General features: G+C 71.8%; 9 protein-coding genes. 5 read left to right on the top strand and 4 right to left on the bottom strand.

Translation table 11 applies throughout. The features are described from left to right. On the top strand, positions 1-1,587 hold a 1,587-nt coding region (locus AC1DXV_RS29370), incomplete at its 5' end, for a DUF4118 domain-containing protein (RefSeq protein ID WP_477936955.1). Next, positions 1,587-2,282: a two-component system response regulator KdpE gene (kdpE, locus tag AC1DXV_RS29365; RefSeq protein WP_477936953.1), complete on the top strand. Its 696-nt coding sequence runs from the start codon at positions 1,587-1,589 to the stop codon at positions 2,280-2,282. The genes AC1DXV_RS29370 and kdpE, both read left to right, overlap by 1 nt. Here the strand turns inward: kdpE and AC1DXV_RS29360 are convergent. Continuing rightward, positions 2,261-3,148: a sensor histidine kinase gene (locus tag AC1DXV_RS29360; protein ID WP_477936951.1), complete on the bottom strand. Its 888-nt coding sequence runs from the start codon at positions 3,146-3,148 to the stop codon at positions 2,261-2,263. The genes kdpE and AC1DXV_RS29360 overlap by 22 nt on opposite strands. A 208-nt stretch (positions 3,149-3,356) precedes the next feature. Here AC1DXV_RS29360 and AC1DXV_RS29355 point away from each other — a divergent pair, with 208 nt between their 5' ends. Beyond that, positions 3,357-4,088: a Crp/Fnr family transcriptional regulator gene (locus tag AC1DXV_RS29355; protein WP_477871988.1), complete on the top strand. Its 732-nt coding sequence runs from the start codon at positions 3,357-3,359 to the stop codon at positions 4,086-4,088. Between the two features lie 51 nt (positions 4,089-4,139). Then, entirely contained in the window at positions 4,140-4,829 is a 690-nt protein-coding gene (locus AC1DXV_RS29350) for a Crp/Fnr family transcriptional regulator (RefSeq protein ID WP_477936949.1), read from the top strand. Between the two features lie 12 nt (positions 4,830-4,841). Here the strand turns inward: AC1DXV_RS29350 and AC1DXV_RS29345 are convergent, their stop codons facing one another. The 3 genes from AC1DXV_RS29345 to AC1DXV_RS29335 are packed head-to-tail and all read right to left on the bottom strand — an operon-like array spanning position 4,842 to position 6,203. Continuing rightward, positions 4,842-4,979, bottom strand: a complete 138-nt coding sequence (locus AC1DXV_RS29345; RefSeq protein ID WP_477871984.1) for a hypothetical protein — start codon at positions 4,977-4,979, stop codon at positions 4,842-4,844. Between the two features lie 10 nt (positions 4,980-4,989). Continuing rightward, positions 4,990-5,853: an OmpA family protein gene (locus tag AC1DXV_RS29340; RefSeq protein WP_477936947.1), complete on the bottom strand. Its 864-nt coding sequence runs from the start codon at positions 5,851-5,853 to the stop codon at positions 4,990-4,992. Then, complete coding sequence (locus AC1DXV_RS29335) at positions 5,850-6,203, bottom strand: DUF4398 domain-containing protein (protein ID WP_477936945.1); 354 nt, start codon at positions 6,201-6,203, stop codon at positions 5,850-5,852. The genes AC1DXV_RS29340 and AC1DXV_RS29335 overlap by 4 nt, the downstream gene beginning before the upstream one ends. 225 nt (positions 6,204-6,428) lie before the next feature. On the opposite strand from AC1DXV_RS29335, the gene AC1DXV_RS29330 reads away from it, so the two are divergent. Beyond that, positions 6,429-6,671 carry a hypothetical protein gene (locus AC1DXV_RS29330; protein ID WP_477873441.1) on the top strand — a complete coding sequence of 81 codons (243 nt, stop codon included), beginning with the start codon at positions 6,429-6,431 and terminating at the stop codon, positions 6,669-6,671. The last annotated feature ends 88 nt before the right edge of the window (positions 6,672-6,759 follow it).

Below are 6,759 nucleotides of genomic sequence, written 5' to 3'. Positions count from 1 at the left end.
GACATCGACCGCATCGAGCTCGGCGCCGCACCGCGCGGCCGGCCATCGGCCGCGCCGGCGGCGCAGCCCGAAACCGAAGGAAGCGTGGTGTCGCCGCTGCGCCGCTACGCGCTGGCCGCGGCCGCCTGCGCCGTGACCGCGCTGGTCACGCACGGGCTGGTGCCGTACTTCGACCTCGCGAACATCGTGATGGTGTTCCTGCTGTCGGTGGTCTGCGTCGCGGTCGGGCTGGGGCGCGGCCCGGCGGTGCTGGCGGCGTTCGTCAACGTCGCGGCCTTCGACTACTTCTTCGTCGTGCCGCGGCTGTCGTTCGCGGTGTCCGACGCGCAATACCTGCTGACCTTCGCGATCATGCTGATCGTCGGGCTGGTGACCGGGCAGCTGACCGCCGGCCTGCGCTTCCAGGCGCGCGTCGCGACGCACCGCGAGGCCCGCTCGCGCGCGCTCTTCGAGGCCGCCCGCGACCTGTCGAACACGCTGACGCGGGAGCACGCGGTCGAGGTGGCGCAAGCCGTCATCGCGCGCGAGTTCCGCGCCGGCGTCGCCGTCTTCGGGCTCGACCTCGACGAGCGGCTGCAACCGCCGCAGCCGTTCGCCGCCGGGCTCGACCAGGGCACCGCGCAGTGGGTGCTCGACCACCACCAGCCGGCCGGGCTCGGCACCGACACGCTGCCCGGCAGCGCCTGGCTCTACCTGCCGCTGAAGGCGACGATGCGCTCGCGCGGCGTGCTGGCGGTGCAGCCGCAGCAGCCGCGCCTGCTGCTGGTGCCGGAGCAGCGCCGCCAGCTGGAGACCTTCGCCGCGCTGGCGGCGATGGCGCTGGAGCGGGTGCACTACATCGAGGTCGCGCAGCACGCGACGGTGCAGATGGAATCCGAGCGGCTGCGCAATTCGCTGCTCGCGGCGCTGTCGCACGACCTGCGCACGCCGCTGGCCGCGCTGGTCGCCACCGCCGAGCTGCTGGCCGCGAGCCAGCCGCCGCTGTCGCCGCGCCAGCGCGAGCTCGCCGCCGGGCTTGGCGACAAGTCGCGCCGCCTCGCCGACATGGTGACCAACCTGCTCGACATGGCGCGCATCCAGAGCGGCGAGATCCGGCTGCGCATCGAGTGGCAGTCGGTCGAGGAGCTGATCGGCGGGGCGGTGGCCGCCTCGCACGACGCGCTCGGCGCGCGGCCGCTCGCGATCCACATCGAGCCCGGCGTGTCGCTGGTGGAATGCGATGCGGTGCTGATCGAGCGCGTGCTGGTCAACCTGCTGGAGAACGCCGGCAAGTACACGCCACCCGAGGCGCCGGTCGAGATCCTCGCGCGGGCAGAGGGCGGCGAGCTGCTCGTCAGCGTGCGCGACCACGGCCCCGGCGTCGCGCCCGGCCAGGAGGAGCGGATCTTCGAGAAGTTCACCCGCGGCCAGGCCGAATCGGCGACGCCGGGCGTCGGCCTGGGGCTCGCGATCTGCCGCGCCATCGTCGAGGCGCACCGCGGGCGCATCCGCGTCGAGCCCGCGTCCGCGCAGCGGCCGGGGCCGGGCGCGACCTTCACCTTCAGCCTGCCGCTCGGTGCGCCGCCGGCACTCGACCAGGAGACCTGATGTCCACCCCGCTGCCAACCGCCCTGGTGCTCGAGGACGAGCGCGAGATCCGCCAGTTCGTCCGCCTCTCGCTGGAGGGCGAGGGCTGGCAGGTGTTCGAGGCCGGCACCGTGAAGCAGGGCCTGATCGAAGCCGGCACGCGGCGGCCCGACCTGGTGATCGCCGACCTCGGCCTGCCCGACGGCGACGGCATCGACTTCATCCGCCAGCTGCGCACCTGGTCGGGTGTGCCGGTCATCGTGCTGTCGGCACGCACGCAGGAGAGCGAGAAGGTGGCAGCGCTCGATGCCGGGGCCGACGACTTCATCACCAAGCCGTTCGGCACGGCCGAGCTGCTGGCGCGCACGCGCGCCAACCTGCGCCGCATGCGGGCCGGGCGGGCACCGGCCGACGCGGTGTTCCGCTTCGGCGATGTCGAGGTCGACCAGGCGGCGCGCCTGGTGCGCCGGCGCGGCGCCGAGGTGCACCTGACGCCGATCGAGTACCGCCTGCTCGGCGTGCTGATCGGCAACGCCGGCCGGGTGCTGACGCACCCCTACCTGCTGCGCGAGGTGTGGGGGCCGGGGCATGCGCAGAGCACGCACTACCTGCGCGTCTACATGGGCAACCTGCGGCAGAAGCTCGAGGACGACTCGGCGCAGCCGCGCCACATCCTCACCGAGACGGGGGTCGGCTACCGCCTGCTGGTGGAGTGAACCGGTGGGCCGACCTGCGTGCACTGACCCGCGTCCGCAGGGAGCGTCACGACGAAGCGGCTGCCGCAGCCGAGCCCGTCGCTGTGGGCTTCGACCCGGCCGCCGTGGGCGTGGGTCAGTTCGCGCACCACCGCGAGGCCGAGCCCGAGGCCGTCGCGGTTGAATTTCACCGCGTGCTCTTCCTGGACGAACGGGTCGAAGACCTGCAGCAGCGCCTGCGGTGCGATGCCGATGCCGTCGTCGCTGACGGTGAAGACGATGCTGCTGCCGTGGCGCGCCACTGCCAGCCCGATCGCGCCGCCGCAAGGCGTGTACTTCGACGCGTTGCCGACCAGGTTGCCGAGGATCTGCGCCAGCCGGGTGTCGTCCGCCCGCATCTGCCCGATGGACGACGGCATCGCAAGCTGCAGCGTCTGCTGCCGCGCGAGCACCGCAATGCGGCAGCCGTCGAGCACGTCCTGGATCACCTCGGCGATCTGCACGTCGTCCAGCACCAGCCTCAGCTTGCCGGTGTTGACGCGCGACACGTCGAGCAGGTCGTCGATCACGCGCGCCATGCGGGTGGTCTGCCGCCCGACGATCGCCAGCAGCTGCGGCGCTCGCTCGGCGGGCATGCGCGCCAACAATGTGGCCGTGGTGCACAGCGTCATCAACGGGGTGCGCAACTCGTGCGCGACCAGGGCCAACTGCTCGGTCTGGCGCTGGTTCAGCCGCTCGGCGTCGCGTTGTGCGGCCTGCGCCTGGGAGAGGGCACGCTGCAACTCGGCATTCGCCTGGCGCAGGCAGGCCAGCACGGCGTGCGTTGACGGCGCCCTGTCGACGCGGCGTGCCGCAGGCGTGCGAAACGGCAGGGCGATCGAAATCATCGGGTGGATCACGGTGGGCAGCACTCCTCGGAGTGCGGACTCTGCATGGCCGGCTCCGCCGCGTCTGTGCGTTGCCGAACACCGGCGCGGGCATGCCCCCTGATTTGTCCGATACCGCACAGACCGACGCTTTCCGCGCCTATAGTCTCCGCACTGGGCGGCACGGGGCGCGAGGCCGGCTCGACGCCAGCTCCGGCACCAGCATCCGATGGAGCTGCGCACAGTGCACCCTTCCCCCGAACCCCTGCAGAACCACCTGCTCGCCGCCCTGCCCGAGCCGGAGCGCAACCGTTGGCTGCCGCAGCTCGAATGGGTCGAATTGACCCTCGGGCAGGTGCTGTACGAGCCTGGCCGCACGCTGAGCCACGTGTATTTCCCGACCACCGCCATCGTGTCGCTTCTCTACGTGATGGAGAACGGCGCGTCGGCCGAGATCGCGGTGGTGGGCAACGAGGGCATCGTCGGCATCTCGCTGTTCATGGGCGGCGAATCGACGACCAGCCGCGCCGTCGTGCAAAGCGCCGGCGCGGGCTACCGGATGAGCTCGCGCACCATCAAGGAAGAGTTCAACCGCGCGCCGGTGCTGCACCTGCTGCTGCGCTACACGCAGGCGCTGATCACGCAGATGGCGCAGACGGCGGTGTGCAACCGCCACCATTCGCTGGACCAGCAGCTGTGCCGCTGGCTGCTGCTCAGCCTGGACCGCCTGCGCGGCAGCGAGCTGACGATGACGCAGGAACTGATCGCCAACATGCTGGGCGTGCGGCGCGAGGGCGTCACCGAGGCGGCGTCGAAGCTTCAGAAGGCCGGGCTGATCCGCTATGCGCGCGGGCGCATCGAGGTGCTGGACCGGCCGGGGCTGGAGGCACGCACCTGCGAGTGCTATGCGGTGGTCAAGAAGGAATACGACCGCCTGCTGCCCGAACCTGCCGTCGCCTGACTGCGTGCGCTGGCAGACGGTCGCGCGCCGGCGGGCGCGCCACACTGCGGCATGACCTTCATCGACAACCATCTGCTCGCCCCGCTTTCCGGGGCGGGGCGAAAGCGCCTGCTCGACATCGGCGAGGTCGTCCCGCTGGTGCTGGCCGAGGCGCTGAGCGAACCCGGTGAGCCGACGACGCATGTCTACTTTCCGATGCAGGGCTTCATCTCGCTGATCTCGCGCGTCGACCGGCACCCGGGGCTGGAGGTGGGCATGGTCGGGCGGGAGGGGATGCTGGGCGTGCACGTCGCGCTGGGGGCCTCGGTGTCGCCGCTGCATGCGGTGGTGCAGGGCCCGGGCACGGCCTGGCGCATCGGGGTGTTGCCGTTTCGCCGCGAGCTGGCACGCAATGCCGCCTTGGAGCGCAGCGTGGACCGCTACGTGCACGTGCTGATGGTGCAGCTGGCGGCATCGGCGGCCTGCCTGCGCTTCCACCTGATCGGGCCGCGCCTGGCGCGCTGGCTGCTGATGAGCCAGGACCGCGCGCAGGCGGACCACTTCCACATGACGCAAGAGTTCCTCGCCTACATGCTGGGCGTGCGGCGCGTGGGCATCACCGCCGCGGCCGGCGTGCTGCAGCGTGCCGGGCTGATCGACTACCACCGCGGCGAGCTGCAGGTGACCGACCGCGCCGGGCTGGAGGCCGCAGCCTGCAGCTGCTATGCCGCCGACTGCCGCGCCMGTGCCGAGGCGGCCTGATCCGCCCGTCGCTCAGCGCTTGCGCTGACGGTCGGCGGCCGCCGGTGCGACCGCCGGCAGCGCGAGCGCCGGCGTTCCCGGCGCGACGGGTGCCTGCGCCTGCTTGGGCTTCTTCACTTCCTTGTTGCCGTGCTTGCGGGTCTTGGTCATGGTCGTCTCCTCAACGGGCCTTGGCCACGCCGTCTTCGTTGGACAGGATCACCTCGACGCGGCGGTTCATCTGCCGGCCTGCCGAGGTGTCGTTGGTCGCCACCGGATAGGCCTCGCCGTAGCCGCGCGTCATCAGCCGCTGCGCGGTGATGCCCTGGTCGATCAACGCCGTCCGCAAGGCTTCGGCGCGTCGCGTCGACAACTCGAAGTTGCCGGTCTCGGTGCCGCGGCTGTCGGTGAAGCCTTCGATCATCGCGGTGCGCTTCGGGTGCTGGCGCATGAAGTCCGCCAGCTTGTTCAGCGTGCGGGCGCCGCCGGGACTCAGGGCGGCCCGGTTCGAATCGAACAGCACGTCGCCGAGCGTCAGCACGTCGCCGCGGTCGGTCGGCTTCGAGCCGAGCTCCTTCAGCTGCAGCGCGAGCGCGTCGGCGCGCGCCTTGTCCTGCTGCGCATTCGCAGTGGCGGCGGCGAGCTCCATGCCCTTGTCCTGCGTCGCCTGCCGGGCCGTCGCGACATCGCGTGCCGCCTTGCTGTCGACGCCGGCGGCCTTGGCATCGGCCGCGGCCTTGTCCCAGGTGCGGGCGCTGATGGCTTCGCGCGCGATCGCCACGCGCTGCTGTGCCAGGTAGGCGTGGTGGTCGACGCTGCGCAGCGTCTCGCCGCGGGTGCGCGACGCTTCGGCGCTGGTCAGCGCGTMGCGGGCCAGTGTCATCTCCGGTGCGGCGAACTCATTCGCCTTCGGGTCGGTCTCCAGCTGCTGGTAGCTGGCGCGTGCGCGGTCGAGCGCGGCGTTCGGCGCGGGCACGGTGCTRCAACCCATCAGCACGGCGGCGAGCGCGCTGACGGTGAGGATCGGGTGGATGGCGTGGTTCATGGGGTACCTCCGGTGGACGCGGCCTTGCGGGCTGCATCGGCTGCCTGGCTGGACTTGGCGGTCTGCATCTTGCGAACGGCGAGTTGTGCGTCGAGCTGGCTCTCGTCGGCGAGCTGCTTCGCGAGCACGTAGTCCTTGTCGGCCAGGGCCTTCTTCGCCCCGGCGAGCTTGTCGGCGGCCAGGCGGGTTTCGGTGGGTGCGTAGGCCGGGGCGCCGGTGGCATCGGCGCTGTCGACCGCGGCCTTCGCGGCGGCCATCTGTTCGGTGGGCGGCGGTCCGGACGCGCAGCCTGCGACGGCGAGCGCCGCGAGCGCCAGGAAGGCCAGGCGTGGCAAATGAACGAGTCTCATGGGAGAACTCCTTTGAAGTGGGAAGGGGGAGGGGACGGGAGCGGGTGGACTGCGACGACCATGGCAGACGCTGCGCACGCCGTCTGTCTGCCAGCGCACGCAGCCCGTGGGTGATATCCATCACCCAAGACCCCTCGCCGTCGCCGCGCGACATGCTTTTCCGGCGATCGGGCGGGCTGGCGATGAGAACAATTCACTCTCATCGCAACCCCTCCATGACGCACCATGCACGTCGCCCGCCCCTCCGCCGACCTGTCGGCCCGTTCCCTTCCGAAGCCTGCCACCACGCCATCGGCAGGAGCTGCCAGTGGATTCGGTTCCAGCCTGAAGCCGGCAGCCACTCCGGCGGCAGAGGCTGCCGAGGCAGCACCGGCCGCTGCCGCACCAGTGCCGCCGAAGCCCGACCTGGCGAGCTCGCTCTCGACGGTGTCGCTCGCCGCCGCCGCCACGCCGCGCCAGACCGCCTGAGATGGAGCACGCAGCTTCGATCGGCGCGGGCGCTTCCGCGGCGCATGCCGCGCCGGCCACGACTTCGGCCGCGCCGCCGGCCCGGGCC

It is taken from the genome of Rhizobacter sp. P3_C12, assembly GCF_056402735.1.
This window is presented reverse-complemented; position numbering and strand designations above follow the sequence as displayed.